We start from the raw sequence: 14,256 nt of genomic DNA on the forward strand, positions 1-14,256 counted from the left end.
ATGCTGGTCCGACTTCTCTACGCCAGCCGCGCCGTCGACACCAGCCCCCAGGCCATCGAGTCGATACTCGCGCAATCGCGCACGCACAACACCACCTGCGGCATTACCGGCATCCTCTGCTATGGCGCGGGCACTTTCCTGCAGGCCATCGAGGGTGGCCGCATGGCCATCAGCGAGCTCTACGGACATATCCAGCGCGACGCGCGCCACAAGGACGTGGTGCTGCTGCACTACGAGGAAATCTCCGAACGCCGCTTCGGCGGCTGGACGATGGGGCAGGTCAACCTGTCGAAGCTCAATGCCTCGACGCTGTTGAAGTACTCCGAGAAACCCGAACTCAACCCCTACGCGGTGTCTGGCAAGGTCTCGCTGGCGCTGCTCGAAGAACTGATGGCCACCGCCGCCATCGTCGGCCGCCACTGATCCAGGGGTGCCGCTCTCCGCATTCGCGCTGATCCTGCTGGCCGGGATCATCCATGCCGGCTGGAACATCGTTGCCAAGAAGGCGAACGGCGATTCGCGCTTCAGCTTCCAGACCAGCGTGTTCAACATGCTCATATGGGCGCCCGTGGGCATCACGCTGGGCTGGAACGTGGTGCCCGGCTGGGGCGTGACCGAATGGGGCTTCGTCGTGCTCAGCGGCGTGCTGCACATCTTCTATTTCGTCGTGCTGCTGCGCGGCTACCGCAAGTCGGACCTGACCGTGGTCTATCCGCTGGCGCGCGGCTCGGGGCCGCTGCTGTCGTCGCTGGTGGCAGTGCTCTTTCTCGGCGAGAAGATCAGCCTCCTGGGCGTGGCGGGCATCGCGGGCGTGGTGCTCGGCGTCTTCCTGGTGGCGGGCGGCCCGAAGCTGTGGCGCAAGGCGCATGACCCGGTGCAGCGTGAGCGGGTCCACAAGGGCATTCGCTACGGCGTGCTGACGGGCGGCTTCATCGCGGCCTACACGGTGGCCGACAGCTACGCGGTCAAGTTCCTCGCCATGTCGCCGATCCTGCTCGACTACTTCGGCAACCTCGTGCGCATCGTGCTGCTGCTGCCCGTCGCGCTGAAGGACCCGGCCACGACCGCGCGCATGTGGCGCTCGCAGTGGAAATATGCGCTGCTGGTGGCGGCGGTCAGTCCGGTGTCGTATGTGCTGGTGCTTTATGCCGTGCAGCAGGCGCCGATCTCGCACGTCGCGCCGGCGCGCGAGGTGTCGATGCTGTTCGCGGCGCTGATCGGCGGGCACCTGCTGCGCGAAGGCGACCGGCTGCTGCGGCTGCTGGGCGCGATGTTCATCGCCGCCGGCGTGGTGGCCCTCGCGCTGGGCTGAGGCAGCGCGATGCTGTTCGGCTGCGATTTCTCGAGCGCGCCGTCCGCGCGCAAGCCCATCGTCGTTGCCATCGGTGAACTGCAGGAGGGTGGCGTCGTGGTGCTCGACGGCCTGCGGCGCTTTGCCTCGCTCGACGCTTGGGGCGATTGGCTGTGCAGCACGCCCGCCTGGGTCGGCGGGTTCGACTTTCCGTTCAGCCTGCCGCGCGAGCTGGTCGAGCACCTGGGCTGGCCGCTGCAATGGGAGCCGCTGATGCTGCATTACGCCGGCCTGAGCCGCGCGCATATCCGCGACACCTTCGCGGCTTTCTGTGCGTCCCGCCCAGTCGGCGGCAAGTTCGCGCACCGCGCGGCCGACCTGCCCGCGGGGTCGAGCCCGTCGATGAAGTGGGTCAACCCGCCGGTCGCGTACATGCTGCATGCAGGCGTTCCGCGCCTCCTGGCTTCGGGGGCACGGATTCCGGCGCTGCACCCCGGCAGCCATGAAGGCCGCGTCGCGCTGGAGGCTTACCCCGGCCTGCTGGCGCGCGAGTTGATCGGCCGCCGCAGCTACAAGAGCGACGACCGGCGCAAGCAGACGCCCGAGCGCCTTGCCGCGCGCATCGATCTGCTGGCCGCGCTCGAAGCCGGTACTTCGCGGCTCGGCCTGCGGCTCGGGGTCACTGCGTCGCAACGCGCCGAACTGCTGGCCGATGCGCGCGGCGACGACATCGACGCCGTGCTGTGTCTTCTGCAGGCCGCATGGGGCCTGCAGCGCGCCGACAGCGCGGGCCCCGGCCACGGCCTGCCACAGGGCGTCGATCCTCTTGAAGGATGGATCGTCTCCGCCTGAGCCTTGTTGTCCTACATGGCTTCGGGCTTCCCGCCACGTCCGGGGTCGCGGGCCAGCGCCTAGATTGAAGTCAGTGGGTCATATCGGCCCACGGAATTTCACCCACCCTCAAAGGAAGGAAGCGACATGAACAAAGACCAAGTGGCAGGACGCGTCGAAGAAGCCAAGGGCAAGATCAAGGAAGTGACCGGCAAGGTCGTCGGCAATGAAAAGCTCCAGGGCGAAGGCCTCGCCGACCAGACCGCCGGCAAGGTGCAGAAGACCTACGGCGACGTGAAGGAAAAGACCAAGGACGCGATCAAGTCGGGCGCCGACAAGCTCTGACCCCGCTATATAGGGCTGTGCGCCTGGTGCGCGCAGCCCTTTTTTCTTTGCAGAGAGCGAACGGAGGAAATCAAATGAACAAGCATCCAGAACCCGCCACCATGCCGCATTCGCGCGCATGGCTTGCCGTGCTGGTGGCGGGCGCCGCGCTGACGCTGGCCGCCTGCGACAAGTCGGACAACCGCACCGCGGGCGAGAAGCTCGACAGCGCCGTCGCCAAGACCGAGCAGGCTGCCGATACCGCCGCAGCCAAGACCGGCGAGGCCGTGCGCGAAGCCAAGGCCAAGGTCGACGCATCCGGCACCACCGCCGAGGTCAAGCAAGGCGTGGCCAACGTCACCGAAGCCGCCAAGGAGGCGGGTGCCGCCGTGAGCGCGAAGGTCGACGATGCCGCCATCACCGCCTCGGTTTCCGCCGGCCTGGCGAAGGACCCGGACCTGAGCGCCATCAAGATCAATGTCGACACCAAGGGCGGTGCCGTGAGCCTGAAGGGCCCGGCGCCCACTGCCGCCGCGAAGGCACGGGCAGAAGAGATCGCCAAGGGCGTGCAGGGCGTGACGTCGGTGGACAACCAGCTTGAAGTGAAGAGCTGATTCCCGCGATTCGCCGCAAAAGAAAGAGCCCGGAAGTTCCGGGCTCTTTCTTTTGCGGACCCCTTTTCAGGGCCCCGAGAGATCAGGTGTGCTCAGTGCCCGAGCCAGTCCTTCAGCTCGTCGGCATGCTCTTCCTCGTCGGCGAGGATGTCTTCGAGCATGCGGCGGGTGGTCGGGTCCTTGTCGCCGATCAGGGCGATCATCTGGCGGTACGACTCGACCGCGATGCGCTCGGCAATCAGGTTGGCGCGCACCATCGACTGGAGGTCGGTGGATTCGTCGTAGGCCGCGTGGCTGCGCTCCAGCAGGTGATTGGGTGCGAAGTCGGGTTCGCCGCCCAGTTGCACGATGCGCTCGGCAATGCGGTCGGCATGGCCGGATTCTTCGTTCGCATGCACCAGGAATTCGTCGGCGATGGCCGGAGATTCCACACCGTTGGCGGTGAAGTAATGGCGCTTGTAGCGCAGCACGCAGACCAGTTCGGTGGCCAGCGCGTCGTTCAGCAGCTTGACCACGTCGTCGCGCCAGGGGCCGTAGCTGGGCGTGACGGCACCGTCGTCCAGGCTGTTGCGCGCGGCATCCAGGCCGCTCTGGTCGAGCACCAGGTGCTTGTGTTCCGTGGCCTTGCTGGATGAGGAAACATCGGCTTTCATGAAGGATCCTTTCGTGGGGGGCTTGTGTTCTTCTGCATCAACGTGTTGACGACGTCAGCCACGTCGGATGTCTTCAGTACCGCAGCCAGCACAGCCGTCACAGAAAGCAGGCGCCACGGCCTCACCAGCACCAGCACCGCGCCGGTGGCCGCGGCAATGGCCATGAGCTTGGCGGGCTGCTTGCGGGCGTAGTGCTCGAGCACCGGCCGGGCCAGCTGTCCTGCCGCATGGGCGGGGTGGCGGCGCCACCAGCGCTGCACGATGCTGCGCCCCAGCGGCAACCAGACGCCGCCGAAGCTCGGGGGGCGGTCTGCGCGACCTGCTTGCGCGGCGTCGTGGTGTTCGTATTCCAGATCGTCGTCCGGGTCGCTCGCGGGGGCGTGATTCAGAAACGCGTCGTGCGTGTCTTCACCGCCGCCGTTGAGCTGCCGCACCAGCGCTCGGCGCGAGAGTGCCAGGCGTTGCTGCGGGGTCAGGGGTGTGCGTTCAGCGCTGGCCATGATGGGCTCCGGCGTCATGCAAGGCCTGGAGGTCGGCCTCGAGTTGCGAGCGCAGGTCGTCGAAACCGTGGCTCGGGCTGGGGCGCGTCGCGTACCAGGCGCAGAACGCCGCGATCACCACGGCCACGGCCGGTACGGCCACGAGCACCCAGTGAAAGCTGCCGTGCAGCGCGCCCAGCAGCACGGCCACGCCGATCAGCCCGAGGGCCAGCATGGCGCTGGCCGCGGCCAGCACCCCCGCGACAATGCGGGCGACGAGGCCGCGCCCCGCCTGCGCAGTTTCCTGGCGGACGAGGGCGGCATAGTTGGCGAGGTGTTCAGCGACGAGTTCCGGATGCCCGAGCACCGTGGAAAAAATCGGATGAAGCATGGTGCCGGGAATCGGTGGAACGAACGCTCAGCGGATCAGTAGTCGTCCCGGCTGCGGCGGCTGGCCAGCACGATGAGCGCGGTGATGGCGGCGCCGGCGGCGGCGGCGATCAGCACTGAACGCACGGGCTGGTCGGAGATGTAGCGGCCGGTGACGTCGGCAGCCTGCTCGATGCGGCGCTGGGCGCGCGCGCTGGTGGTGGAGGCTGCGTCGAGGCCGCGCTGGACGGCTTGCTGCACACGGGCTGCGAGCTGCTCGACGGCCGGTTCGGCGTCGCGGCGCAGTTCGCGGACCTTTTCGCCCGCCGCATTCACCGCATTCTGTGCATAGGCGCGGGTCGTTTCGACCGCTTCATTGGCGGTCTGGCGGGCGTCGTCGGCGAGCTGCGAGGGAGTCTTGGTCGTGTTCATGTGAAAGTCCTTTCCGGGAAGATGAAATGCGGGAGCCTGTTGATCGTAACTACGCTACTTGCGTCGGAGCAAGCCGCCCAGGAAGCTTGCGATGGCCAGAATGGCGAAGATCACGAACAGGATCTTGGCGATGCCGACCGCGCTGGCGGCGATGCCGCCGAACCCGAACAGGGCGGCGATGAGCGCGATGACCAGAAACACCACGGCGTAATGCAGCATGTGGAACTCCTTCGAGGCTTCCCTCGTTGTTTTGAAAAACGGCACATCCGCGGGCTTCGAAACAAGGGAGTCAGGAAGCTGCGAATGGCACAGGAGCAACCTTAAGTGCCCCCTTGGCCCGGACCTGTCAGCGGTCGGGGGCGGGGTGCGTAGGAGATGGCCGAGTAGACGGCCGGGCGGAGGGCGGCGTCAGCCTCAGGCGGGGCGCACCACCGGCAGCATGGCGCTCAGGCGCGTGCCCTTGCCGGGTGTCGACGAGACCGTCAGCTTGCCGCGCGCGGCCTCCACGCGATGCCGCATGCCCGCGAGGCCGTGCGTCGACGGGCGCATGCGCAGGGTGTCGAAGCCCTTGCCGTTGTCCGCCACTTCCACGATCACGTGGTTCTCGTAGTTCTTCAGGACGATGGTGGCCTCGCTGGCCTCCGCGTACTTGCCGATGTTGGTCAGGCTTTCCTGCACCATGCGGTAGATGGTGAGCTGGCGCGACTCGTCCATGGTCACGGGCTCCAGCGCCATCTCGATCTGCAGGCCCGAGCGCTCGGCGAACTCGCGCCCCAGGATCTCCAGCGAAGCGACCAGCCCGAGGTTCGACAGCGACGAAGGCCGCAGGTCCTCGATGATGCGGCGCTTGAGCGCGATGCCGCTGTTGAGCAGTTCGGTCAGATGCTGCAGCCGCTGGATGGCGTCGGGCGCGTCCGCCAGCCGCGACTTCAGGCGCGCCACGTCCAGCTTGGCGGCCGTGAGCAGCGAGCCCAGCTCGTCGTGCAGCTCGCGCGCGAGGTAGCCGCGCTCGGTTTCGCGCACGTCCTGCAAGTGGGTGGCCAGTTCGGCCAGCGAGGCGGTGCGCTCTCGCACCTCGTCTTCCAGTGCATTGCGCTCGCGCTGAAGGGTTTCCTGCTGGCGCTCGCCGATGGAGCGCAGCGCGTGCGTCTGCCGCAGGTACAGGAAGAAGGCGATCAGCGCGGCCAGCGCCACGATGGCGGTGCCTATGCGTGCCAGCCGCAGCGACTTGAGCACCTGCGCCTGGCTCTGGTGCAGCGTGTCGTTGCTGATCCTGACCAGTTCGCCCGCAGTGGCGCGGATCGAATCCATCTCCTCGCGGCCCACGTCGGTCGTGATGACGAACTTCCAGGCGTCCTCCTTGCCGTCCTGGCGCAAGCGCACGCTCATGTCCATCTCGGCCACCTTGCGCAGCACGTGCTTGGAGAGTTCAGTCAATTGGGTGAGCTCGGCCGGCCGGCCGGCGTAGAGCCGGCGCAGCGTCGCGAGATTGCCGTCGACCTGCTTGACCGCGGTGTCGTAGGGTTGCCGGTAGTTCGCCTCGCCGGTCAGCAGGTAGCCTCGCTGGCCGGTTTCCGCGTCAAGCATGTTCTGCAGAATTTGGTTGAGCGTGCCGCGCACCTGCTGCGCCTCTTCGATGTCGGCAAGGGCGCGGCTGGACTGCCGGTAGCCGGCCTCGTTGATACCGACGAGGGCCAGCGCGGCCAGCGCCGCGAGCAGGAGGCTCACGGCCATTCTTGGAGGGGCTAACCAGTGCATGAAACTTTCAGGGCTGCTTACTACGCAAGTTCGTGAATAATTGACAACAATCAGGGACCCGGCATGTTGCGGCCCGCATGCGCGCAACACAACGACGAAAGTAACAGATGATCAAAATCGGAATTGTGGACGACCACGCCATCGTGCGATCCGGCCTCCGGCAGTTCTTCTCCGAACACGTGGACCTGCGCGTGGCGGGTGAAGCGGCCAGCGGGCGTGAAGCCATCGAACTGGTACGCACCACGGAGTTGGACGTGCTGGTCATGGACCTTTCGATGCCGGGGCAAAGCGGGATCGATGCGCTCGCCATGATCCGCGCCAAGGCGCCGGACGTGGGCATCCTGATCCTGAGCGGCTACCCCGAGGAGCACTACGCGATGAACCTGATCCGTCAGGGCGCGAGCGGCTACCTCAACAAGGAGTGCGATCCCATCGAGATCGTCAACGCCATCCGCACCATTTCGCTGGGCCGGCGCTACATCACGCCCGCCGTGGCCGAACTGCTGGCCCGCCAGCTCGACCGCAAGGACGACGCCGCGCCGCACGAGCAGCTGTCGGAGCGCGAATTCCAGGTGTTCCTGAAGCTGGCCAAGGGCGAGACCGCCGGCGACATCGCCAAGACGCTGTCGCTGTCCGTGAAGACGGTCAGCACCTACCGCACGCGCCTGATGGAGAAGATGAACCTCTCCTCCAACAGCGACCTGACGTACTACGCGCTGAAGAACAAGCTGATCGATTGAGACCGGCAGGGGAGCGGGGAGGGCGCCCCACGCGGCGTCTTCAGCCCGCGGCACGCAATGCGTTCGCCTGCATGAGGCAGAAGTCGACCAGCGCGTCGATTTCGTTCGACTTGTCGAACACCGCGTCGACCCCGAACTCGGCGCAGCGCCGGCGGATGTCCGGCGTGGCGTAGTTGCTGAGCACCACCACCTTCTGGTTCGGGTTGCGCGCCTGGCAGGCCTGAAGCACACCCAGGCCGCTGCCCTGCTTGAGAAACAGATCGACGATGGCGAGGTCCCACTCGCCGACGTGGTCCCGCAGCCATTCGCGCGCGCCGCTCTCCGTCTCGGCGAAGCCGACGACGGTGGCGCAGGTGAGCTCTTCCAGAGTTCCAATAAGGTTTTCACGGATCGTGAGGTTGTCTTCGACGACGTAAGTCTGCAATCTGGGATCCATGCCGAACCGCGCTTCCTCTTACGTTGGCAGGAGCATTCGAAGCGCCCCCGCCTGCGGGAATGCCTGCAGGTGGACACTGAGGCTTTCTTGTCGCGCATCATGCAAGCTTCGTGGACCGGGTGTTGTAGGCGGGTTCCGACGATCCATCCGCAAAGCTTCGCCGTAGGCCATGCCGCACGGTTTCTGCGGTCTCCTGCCGACCCTGGACGGGCCGTACCCAAGGTATCCCATTGAACATGGCAACGAACATCTTTCGCTCCCGGCCCGTCTGGCAGAAGTCGCTGGCTTTCCTCGTGCTGCTGCTGGCCGTGCTGGTGATCGTGCTGGCGTTCTTCCCGTGGGACGTGCTGCGCGAGCCGGTCAACCGCTACGTGAGCGAGAAGACCGGCCGCAAGTTCGAGATCACGCGCCGGCTCGACGTGAACCTCGGGCTGCGGCAGGCAACCGTCAAGTTCGACGGCATCGAATTCGCCAATCCGTCCTGGGCCCGCGACCCCTATCTGGTGGAGGCGGACCGCGCAGAGTTCGACATTCGCATCTGGCCGCTCCTGGCCGGCAAAGTGAACATTCCGCGCCTTGCGCTGTTCTCGCCCACGGTCGGCCTGCAGATGGAGCAGGACGGCCGCCGCACGTGGGCGCTGGGCAAGGACACCTCCGACTCCGGCACGGTGCCGAGCATCGGCCTGCTGCAGGTCGACACCGGGGCCGTCGACTTTCTGGCCAAGCACCTGGGCGTCGACTTGCACGCCGACCTGAGCTATGACACCAGCCGCGGCGAAATGCCGCTCAACTACCGCATCAAGGGCCGCTACAAGGGCCAGCCGCTGACCGCCACCGGCCGCACCGGCAATGTGCTCCAGATCAACGCCGCCGGCGCACCGCCGTTCCCGTTGGAAATCAACGCGGCGGCCGGCCAGACCCAGCTGAAGGCGGCCGGCACCGTGGCTGAGCTGTCGGGGCTCGACGGCATCGACGCCAAGTTCGAGCTCAAGGGCCAGACGCTGGGCGCGCTGTTCCCGCTGCTGGGCATTGCGCTGCCGCAGACCTCGCCCTATGCGCTGAGCGGCGACCTGAGCAAGCGCGGCACGCTCTGGGGCGTTGCCGGCCTCAAGGGCAAGCTGGGCCTGTCCGACATTGCCGGCGACATGCGTTTCGAGCAGTCCGGCAAGCTGCCGTACCTGTCGGGCGAACTGCGTTCGCGCGTGATGGACATGGACGACCTCGGCCCGCTGATCGGCCTGCCGCCCACGGCGCGCACCGCGAACACGGTGGAAGGCGTGGCTCCGCCGCCGACCGTGACGCAGGTCAAGCGGGCGGGCGGCAAGGTGCTGCCCACCGCGCCGCTCGACTTCGAGCGCTTGCGCGCCATGAATGCCGACGTGAAATACACCGCCGACCGCATCCAGAACGTGCGCGACATCCCGCTCGACCGCGGCAGCGTGCAGGTGAAGCTGGACAGCGGCGTGCTCACGCTCGACCCGCTCGACCTGGGCGTGGCCGGCGGCAAGCTGGGCGGGGCGATCCGCATCGACGCATCCAAGAACCCGGCCGACATCCGTGCGTCGCTGGACATGCGCGCCATGCAGCTGGCCCGCCTGTTCCCCAAGCTGGAAACCACTGGCAACAGCGTGGGGCGGCTGGACGGGCGCATCAACCTCTCAGGCTCGGGCAGTACCGTGGCCAACTGGCTGGGGGGCGTCTCCGGCGATGTGGCGGTGATTTCGGGTCGTGGCCAGTTCGGCAACCTGCTGCCGGTGTTCGCGACGCTGGTGGGCGGCGACATCATCAAGTTCCTGCTGCGCGGCGATCGCAACGTCGAACTGCGCTGCGCGGCCCTGGCATTCGACGTCAACAAGGGAGTGATGACCGGACGCACGCTGGTGGTGGACACGACCAACGCGGTATTCACCGCCACCGGCCAGGCCAACCTCGCGACAGAAGGGCTGGATTTCGTGATCCGTCCGGAGCCGAAGAGCAAGAACATCCTGTCGATCCGCACGCCGCTGGTGGTGGGTGGCACTTTCGGGGAGCCCAAGGGCGGCCTGCAGGTGGCGCCGCTCGCAGAACGGGGGCTGGCCGCGCTGGCGCTGGGGGCCATCAACCCTCTGCTGGCACTGGCCGCGACCATCGAGACCGGGCCGGGCGAGGACGCCGACTGCAAGGGCGTGCTGGGCGATGCGAACCGCCCGACGGCGGGGGCTGCGGCCAACGGCGCCGCGAGGGCCAAGGGTGCCAAGCAGCCTGTGAAGCAGCCTTGAGCGGGTTCTAGGCGGAGGGAGAGGGGCGTTGCGCGCAGACGCTGCAGTGCGGGTCGCGCGCGACCCTCAAGTTGTCGAAGCTGGTGCTGCGCCCGTCGAACATCAGCAGCTTGCCCGCCAATGACGGACCGATGCCAGCGAGCAGCTTGAGCGCCTCGCTGGCCTGCAGCGTGCCGATCGTCCCCACCACCGGGCCGAATACCCCCAGCACGGCGCAGCGCGTCTCTTCGAAAGTTGCATCGGGCGGGAACAGGCAGGCGTAGCAGGGGGACGTCGCGTCGCGCGTGTCGTAGACGCTCAACTGCCCGTCGAAACGGATCGCCGCACCCGCCACCAGCGGCTTGGCATGAGCCACGCAGGCACGGTTGACGGCCTGCCGGGTGGCGAAGTTGTCGCAGCAGTCGACCACCACGTCGGCCTGGCTGACCAGCCTGGACAGCAGCGCCTCGTCGGCGCGCACGGCGTGCGTCTCGATGGAAATACTCGGGTTGATGTCGCGCATTGCCTGCGCGGCGGATTCGACCTTGGAGCGCCCGACACGCGCATGCGTGTGAGCCACCTGGCGCTGGAGATTGGTGAGATCGACTTCGTCATCGTCGACCAGCACGATGTGGCCGACCCCTGCCGCGGCAAGGTAGAGCGCCACCGGCGAGCCCAGCCCGCCGGCGCCGATCACGAGAACCCGTCCGGCACTGACGCGCTCCTGCCCGTCAATGCCGAATTCCTCGAGAAGGATATGGCGCGAGTAGCGCAGCAACTCGTGGTCGTTCATGCTCGCCCCCAGGCTTGCCCACTCCGTGTGGCCGCCCACCCCCTGCCGGGGGCAATACCAGCGGCCCGGCAAAGCCGGTTCCGCGGTATTCCTGAAAGAAAACCTGGCTTATCCAGCTCAGTTCTCTTTCTTTTCTTCCTTGTTGTCGACGATGACCTGCGTCTTGCTCACGAGCACCGGCTGGCCCTTCAGGCGATTGAGCGCCTGCACCAGCGGGAAGTCCTTGTCAGTGCCGAACTCGGGCACCTTGCGGTCCTGCGGCGGCTTCTTGGCTTCTTCCTCGAGGCGCTTGCGGGCTTCGTCGCGGGCCTTTTCGCGTTCCGGGTCCTTGACTTCGGGGCCCTGGCCGCTGGCCAGATGCTTCTCGAGGTCGGCCTCGCGCATGCGCAGGGCGGCAAAGGGGCTGCCCTCGGCGCTTTCGTCGACCAGCACGTTGGGCACGATGCCCTTGGCCTGGATCGAGGTGCCGCTTGGCGTGTAGTAGCGCGCCGTGGTGATCTTCAGGCCGGTGTCCGGGCCGAGCGGGCGAACCGTCTGCACCGAGCCCTTGCCGAAGGTCTGGCTGCCCATGATGGTGGCGCGCTTGTGGTCCTGCAGCGCGCCGGCGACGATTTCGCTGGCCGAGGCCGAGCCTTCGTTCACCAGCACCACCAGCGGAACTGTCTTCAGCGCCGCGGGCAGGCTGCGCAGCGGATCGCTGCCCGAACGGCGCTGGTAGAACTCCGGCGCCGCCTTATAGATCGACTTGCTTTCGGCCAGCTGGCCGTCGGTGGTAACCACCGTGACGTTCTCGGGCAGGAATGCCGACGACACAGCCACCGCCGCGTCGAGCAGGCCGCCCGGGTCGTTGCGAAGGTCGAGCACCAGGCCCTTGAGGTTCGGGTCTTCCTTGTACATCTCGTCGATCTTCTTGACGAAGTCGTCGACGGTGCGTTCCTGGAACTGCGACAGGCGGATCCAGCCGTAGCCGGGTTCGATGATCTTGCCGCGCACCGACTGCGTGCGGATTTCCTCGCGCGTGATCGTGACCGGGAAGGTGCGGCTCTCGTCCTTGCGGAAGATGGTCAGCAGCACCTTGGTGTTGGCTTCGCCGCGCATGCGCTTGACCGCCTCGTTCAGCGACAGGCCGCGCACGGCGGTGTCGTCGATCTTGGTGATCAGGTCATTGGGCTTGAGGCCGGCGCGAAACGCCGGGGAGCCTTCGATGGGAGAAACGACCTTGATCAGGCCGTCTTCCTGGGAAATCTCGATGCCCACGCCGACGAATCGGCCGGTCGTGCCTTCCCTGAATTCCTTGAATGACTTCTTGTCGAAGTACTGGGAATGCGGGTCGAGCCCGGCGACCATGCCCGAAATGGCATCGGAGATGAGCTTTTTCTCGTCGACCGGCTCGACGTAGTCACTCTTGACCATGCCGAAGACGGCAGCGAGCTGCTGCAATTCCTCGAGCGGCAGTGGCGCAAGCGAACCGCGTGCGACTGTCTGCAACGAGACGGTGGTCAGGACGCCTGCAACGGCGCCGGCGGCGACCCAGCCGGTGATCTTCAGTTTCTGGCCCATCATGAGTGGTTGTCCTTGTCGGCGGCTGTCGAACCAATATACACAGCTTGGAAGCAAATTGCCTGCCGGGGTTCCACGAATGGGCCGGCAGGAGAGGGTTTCTTCAGCCTTTACCCTGCGAGGCCACCGCGGCGGCGGCCTTTTCGGCTGCGGCGGCATCGCCGAGATAGTAGTGGCGCAGGGGCTTGAGATCGTCGTCCAGCTCGTAGACGAGCGGAATGCCGTTCGGGATGTTCAGCCCGACGATCGCGTCGTCGGAAATGCCGTCCAGGTACTTCACGAGAGCGCGGATCGAGTTGCCGTGCGCCGCCACCACCAGGCGGCGCCCGGCGCGGATGGCCGGCGCCATCGATTCGTTCCAGAACGGCAGCACTCGGGCGACAGTGTCCTTCAGGCATTCGGTCAGGGGAATCTGCTCGGGCGACAGCTTGGCGTAGCGCACGTCGGAACGTTCGCTGCGCGGGTCGTTGGCTTCCAGCGGCGGCGGCGGGGTGCTGTAGCTGCGGCGCCAGACCAGCACCTGCTCGTCGCCGTATTTCTTGGCGGTTTCGGCCTTGTTCAGGCCCTGCAGGCCGCCGTAGTGGCGCTCGTTGAGGCGCCAGGAATGCACCACCGGCAGCCAGGTGCGGTCGAGTTCGTCGAGCGTGTGCCACAGGGTGCGGGTGGCACGCTTCAGCACGCTCGTATAGGCGACGTCGAAGTCGTAGCCCTCGGCCTTGAGCAGCCGGCCGGCCTGCTTGGCCTGCTCCACGCCGGTCTCGGTGAGGTCGACGTCCGTCCAGCCGGTGAAGCGGTTTTCAAGATTCCAGGTCGATTCACCGTGACGGATCAATACCAGTTTGTGCATGTGGGAGGCCTTTGGCTGCGCTTGCGAAACCTCGCATTCTAAAATCCCCGGTTTGCCATTCAAGGAACCCCCGTGAAATTGATCGAATTCGTCACCGCGAACTGGATGCTGATCCTGATCGCGCTCAGCTCGGGTGCCATGCTGGCCTGGCCGCTGGTGCGGGGGGCGGGCGGCGGAACGCTCACCGCGCAGGGCGCCGTGCAGCTCATCAACCGCGAGCGTGCCGTGCTGGTCGACGTGCGCGAACCCGAGGAGTTTGCCGCCGGCCACATGATCGGCGCCAAGAACGTGCCCCTGAACCAGCTGGAGGAAAAGCTGACTGGCGCGGTCAAGAACAAGAACGTGCCGCTGCTGCTGGTCTGCGCCACGGGCGCCCGCGCCCAGCGCGGCGTGGCCATGGCCAAGAAGCTGGGCTACGAGCAGGCCCAAGCCGTGGCTGGCGGGCTCAAGGCCTGGAAAGAGGCTAATCTGCCGGTTGAAAAGGCCTGAACCTCCCCGAGATGAATCGTATGCAAGCAGTCAAGATGTACACCACCGCCGTTTGCCCCTACTGCACGCGTGCGAAGCAAATCCTCAAGTCCAAGGGGGTCGAGCAGATCGAAGAGATCCGCATCGACACCGACCCCCAGGCCCGCAGCACCATGATGGAAATCACCCAGCGCCGCACGGTGCCGCAGATCTTCATCGGCGACACCCACGTGGGCGGCTGCGACGACCTGATGGCCCTCGACAGCCGCGGCGGCCTCGTGCCCCTGCTGCAGGGCGCCTGAAACAGAAAGCAACCGGCGTCGCAGGAGCGACCCGGGCGTCGGGCGATAATCGTTCGCCTATTCATCTGCAGCCCGCTGCGGGAACCTCTCCCCGGCGGGCATTGTTTTGATCCTCGAAAGTT

The 14,256-nt window shown here is 66.5% G+C and carries 19 protein-coding genes; 9 read left to right on the forward strand and 10 right to left on the reverse strand.

Annotated elements, in window-relative coordinates; translation table 11 throughout:
• The 5 genes from ACWV14_RS07515 to ACWV14_RS07535 all read left to right on the forward strand — a co-directional run bounded on the left by ACWV14_RS07515 (position 1) and on the right by ACWV14_RS07535 (position 3,060).
• Positions 1-423 carry a BLUF domain-containing protein gene (locus ACWV14_RS07515; RefSeq protein ID WP_081266006.1) on the forward strand — a complete coding sequence of 141 codons (423 nt, stop codon included), beginning with the start codon at positions 1-3 and terminating at the stop codon, positions 421-423.
• 7 nt (positions 424-430) lie between these two features.
• Positions 431-1,312, forward strand: a complete 882-nt coding sequence (locus tag ACWV14_RS07520; RefSeq protein ID WP_454907490.1) for an EamA family transporter — start codon at positions 431-433, stop codon at positions 1,310-1,312.
• 9 nt (positions 1,313-1,321) lie between these two features.
• Complete coding sequence (locus ACWV14_RS07525; RefSeq protein ID WP_454907489.1) at positions 1,322-2,143, forward strand: DUF429 domain-containing protein; 822 nt, start codon at positions 1,322-1,324, stop codon at positions 2,141-2,143.
• A 126-nt stretch (positions 2,144-2,269) separates the two neighbouring features.
• Positions 2,270-2,467, forward strand: a complete 198-nt coding sequence (locus tag ACWV14_RS07530) for a CsbD family protein (RefSeq protein ID WP_454907488.1) — start codon at positions 2,270-2,272, stop codon at positions 2,465-2,467.
• A gap of 74 nt (positions 2,468-2,541) precedes the next feature.
• On the forward strand, positions 2,542-3,060 hold the full coding sequence (locus ACWV14_RS07535; RefSeq protein ID WP_422085315.1) for a BON domain-containing protein: 519 nt from the start codon (positions 2,542-2,544) through the stop codon (positions 3,058-3,060).
• Positions 3,061-3,152: 92 nt separating this feature from the next.
• Here the strand turns inward: ACWV14_RS07535 and ACWV14_RS07540 are convergent, their stop codons facing one another.
• From ACWV14_RS07540 to ACWV14_RS07565, 6 genes are all read right to left on the reverse strand, one after another.
• Positions 3,153-3,713 (reverse strand): ferritin-like domain-containing protein, encoded by a 561-nt coding sequence (locus ACWV14_RS07540; RefSeq protein ID WP_422085316.1) that lies wholly within the window; start codon positions 3,711-3,713, stop codon positions 3,153-3,155.
• Entirely contained in the window at positions 3,710-4,213 is a 504-nt protein-coding gene (locus ACWV14_RS07545; protein ID WP_454907487.1) for a hypothetical protein, read from the reverse strand. Before ACWV14_RS07545 ends, ACWV14_RS07540 begins: the two co-directional genes overlap by 4 nt.
• Positions 4,200-4,583: a hypothetical protein gene (locus tag ACWV14_RS07550; protein WP_454907486.1), complete on the reverse strand. Its 384-nt coding sequence runs from the start codon at positions 4,581-4,583 to the stop codon at positions 4,200-4,202. The genes ACWV14_RS07545 and ACWV14_RS07550 overlap by 14 nt, the downstream gene beginning before the upstream one ends.
• Before the next feature lie 35 nt (positions 4,584-4,618).
• A complete protein-coding gene (locus ACWV14_RS07555) occupies positions 4,619-4,993 on the reverse strand; it encodes a hypothetical protein (protein ID WP_081265998.1) in 375 nt (124 codons plus the stop codon).
• 54 nt (positions 4,994-5,047) lie between these two features.
• Entirely contained in the window at positions 5,048-5,212 is a 165-nt protein-coding gene (locus tag ACWV14_RS07560) for a DUF1328 domain-containing protein (protein WP_081265997.1), read from the reverse strand.
• Positions 5,213-5,407: 195 nt separating this feature from the next.
• Positions 5,408-6,727: a CHASE3 domain-containing protein gene (locus ACWV14_RS07565; protein WP_454907485.1), complete on the reverse strand. Its 1,320-nt coding sequence runs from the start codon at positions 6,725-6,727 to the stop codon at positions 5,408-5,410.
• 131 nt (positions 6,728-6,858) lie between these two features.
• Here ACWV14_RS07565 and ACWV14_RS07570 point away from each other — a divergent pair, with 131 nt between their 5' ends.
• The gene (locus ACWV14_RS07570; protein ID WP_007837167.1) at positions 6,859-7,491 is read left to right on the forward strand and encodes a response regulator; all 633 of its coding nucleotides are present in this window, start codon (positions 6,859-6,861) and stop codon (positions 7,489-7,491) included.
• Between the two features lie 40 nt (positions 7,492-7,531).
• On the opposite strand, the gene ACWV14_RS07575 is transcribed toward ACWV14_RS07570, so the two are convergent.
• Positions 7,532-7,927 carry a response regulator gene (locus tag ACWV14_RS07575; RefSeq protein WP_454907484.1) on the reverse strand — a complete coding sequence of 132 codons (396 nt, stop codon included), beginning with the start codon at positions 7,925-7,927 and terminating at the stop codon, positions 7,532-7,534.
• A 236-nt stretch (positions 7,928-8,163) separates the two neighbouring features.
• Between ACWV14_RS07575 and ACWV14_RS07580 the strand changes: the two genes are divergently transcribed.
• Positions 8,164-10,185 carry an AsmA family protein gene (locus ACWV14_RS07580; protein WP_454907483.1) on the forward strand — a complete coding sequence of 674 codons (2,022 nt, stop codon included), beginning with the start codon at positions 8,164-8,166 and terminating at the stop codon, positions 10,183-10,185.
• Positions 10,186-10,192: 7 nt separating this feature from the next.
• Here ACWV14_RS07580 and ACWV14_RS07585 read toward each other — a convergent pair whose 3' ends face one another.
• The 3 genes from ACWV14_RS07585 to gpmA form a co-directional block, all read right to left on the reverse strand.
• A complete protein-coding gene (locus ACWV14_RS07585; protein WP_454907482.1) occupies positions 10,193-10,957 on the reverse strand; it encodes a HesA/MoeB/ThiF family protein in 765 nt (254 codons plus the stop codon).
• Between the two features lie 117 nt (positions 10,958-11,074).
• Entirely contained in the window at positions 11,075-12,517 is a 1,443-nt protein-coding gene (locus ACWV14_RS07590) for a S41 family peptidase (protein ID WP_081266027.1), read from the reverse strand.
• 103 nt (positions 12,518-12,620) lie between these two features.
• Complete coding sequence (gene gpmA, locus ACWV14_RS07595; protein WP_422085323.1) at positions 12,621-13,364, reverse strand: 2,3-diphosphoglycerate-dependent phosphoglycerate mutase; 744 nt, start codon at positions 13,362-13,364, stop codon at positions 12,621-12,623.
• A gap of 105 nt (positions 13,365-13,469) precedes the next feature.
• Here gpmA and ACWV14_RS07600 point away from each other — a divergent pair, with 105 nt between their 5' ends.
• Positions 13,470-13,853, forward strand: a complete 384-nt coding sequence (locus ACWV14_RS07600) for a rhodanese-like domain-containing protein (RefSeq protein ID WP_422089142.1) — start codon at positions 13,470-13,472, stop codon at positions 13,851-13,853.
• A gap of 20 nt (positions 13,854-13,873) precedes the next feature.
• Entirely contained in the window at positions 13,874-14,134 is a 261-nt protein-coding gene (gene grxC / locus ACWV14_RS07605) for a glutaredoxin 3 (protein WP_409196135.1), read from the forward strand.
• Positions 14,135-14,256: the final 122 nt, after the last annotated feature.

This window comes from Variovorax durovernensis (assembly GCF_977011995.1).

Coding starts and splice junctions, on each gene's coding strand:
- ACWV14_RS07515 (WP_081266006.1), top strand. CDS start 1: ATGCTGGTCCGACTTCTCTACGCCAGCCGCGCCGTCGACACCAGCCCC.
- ACWV14_RS07525 (WP_454907489.1), top strand. CDS start 1,322: ATGCTGTTCGGCTGCGATTTCTCGAGCGCGCCGTCCGCGCGCAAGCCC.
- ACWV14_RS07530 (WP_454907488.1), top strand. CDS start 2,270: ATGAACAAAGACCAAGTGGCAGGACGCGTCGAAGAAGCCAAGGGCAAG.
- ACWV14_RS07535 (WP_422085315.1), top strand. CDS start 2,542: ATGAACAAGCATCCAGAACCCGCCACCATGCCGCATTCGCGCGCATGG.
- ACWV14_RS07540 (WP_422085316.1), bottom strand. CDS start 3,713: ATGAAAGCCGATGTTTCCTCATCCAGCAAGGCCACGGAACACAAGCAC.
- ACWV14_RS07545 (WP_454907487.1), bottom strand. CDS start 4,213: ATGGCCAGCGCTGAACGCACACCCCTGACCCCGCAGCAACGCCTGGCA.
- ACWV14_RS07550 (WP_454907486.1), bottom strand. CDS start 4,583: ATGCTTCATCCGATTTTTTCCACGGTGCTCGGGCATCCGGAACTCGTC.
- ACWV14_RS07555 (WP_081265998.1), bottom strand. CDS start 4,993: ATGAACACGACCAAGACTCCCTCGCAGCTCGCCGACGACGCCCGCCAG.
- ACWV14_RS07560 (WP_081265997.1), bottom strand. CDS start 5,212: ATGCTGCATTACGCCGTGGTGTTTCTGGTCATCGCGCTCATCGCCGCC.
- ACWV14_RS07565 (WP_454907485.1), bottom strand. CDS start 6,727: ATGGCCGTGAGCCTCCTGCTCGCGGCGCTGGCCGCGCTGGCCCTCGTC.
- ACWV14_RS07570 (WP_007837167.1), top strand. CDS start 6,859: ATGATCAAAATCGGAATTGTGGACGACCACGCCATCGTGCGATCCGGC.
- ACWV14_RS07575 (WP_454907484.1), bottom strand. CDS start 7,927: ATGGATCCCAGATTGCAGACTTACGTCGTCGAAGACAACCTCACGATC.
- ACWV14_RS07580 (WP_454907483.1), top strand. CDS start 8,164: ATGGCAACGAACATCTTTCGCTCCCGGCCCGTCTGGCAGAAGTCGCTG.
- ACWV14_RS07585 (WP_454907482.1), bottom strand. CDS start 10,957: ATGAACGACCACGAGTTGCTGCGCTACTCGCGCCATATCCTTCTCGAG.
- ACWV14_RS07590 (WP_081266027.1), bottom strand. CDS start 12,517: ATGGGCCAGAAACTGAAGATCACCGGCTGGGTCGCCGCCGGCGCCGTT.
- gpmA (WP_422085323.1), bottom strand. CDS start 13,364: ATGCACAAACTGGTATTGATCCGTCACGGTGAATCGACCTGGAATCTT.
- ACWV14_RS07600 (WP_422089142.1), top strand. CDS start 13,470: ATGCTGATCCTGATCGCGCTCAGCTCGGGTGCCATGCTGGCCTGGCCG.
- grxC (WP_409196135.1), top strand. CDS start 13,874: ATGCAAGCAGTCAAGATGTACACCACCGCCGTTTGCCCCTACTGCACG.